The organism is Trebonia kvetii, assembly GCF_007827045.1.
GTDB lineage: Bacteria > Actinomycetota > Actinomycetes > Streptosporangiales > Streptosporangiaceae > Trebonia > Trebonia kvetii.
In genome coordinates this window covers 1-404 of record NZ_RPFW01000062.1, presented here as the reverse complement: position 1 = coordinate 404, position 404 = coordinate 1, and the positions used below count along the sequence as shown (strand labels likewise).

Sequence of the window (404 nt, the reverse complement as noted above, 5' to 3'; positions counted from 1 at the left end):
GAACAAGGTAAACAAACTAGCAAGGATTCAACAACAGTAGATCAACCACAGGAACAAGAGACTATAAAAAAAGAAGCAATTCATAAAAACGAGAAACCTAATAGTGAATCAAATGATACCTTCAAAGAAGTATACAAAGAGATTGATTCACCACTTAAACTGCCTTTAAAAATGCCTACAGAGATTTCCCAAATGCCTCAATCATCTGTTGTAGCAATAAATAACGAGCAGTCTAAATATCCAAACGTGTCAGCTCATAATTTGGAAATACAAGGGGCAGGAACAGCTGGAATATTTGCTGGCGTGGTAGTTGCTATTGGAACAATTACAGGATTTAATAAGTTTTATAAATTTTTGAAAATAGTAAAAAAATAAAAACCAGAGCTCTGGTTTTTATTGTTTCA

Annotated in this window: 1 protein-coding gene; it reads left to right on the top strand. The window is 33.2% G+C overall.

Features of this window, described 5'->3' with window-relative positions:
- Positions 1 to 375, top strand: a 375-nt coding sequence (locus tag EAS64_RS48170) for a hypothetical protein (RefSeq protein WP_222850056.1), incomplete at its 5' end; no start/stop codon positions are given.
- Between the last annotated feature and the right edge of the window lie 29 nt (positions 376 to 404).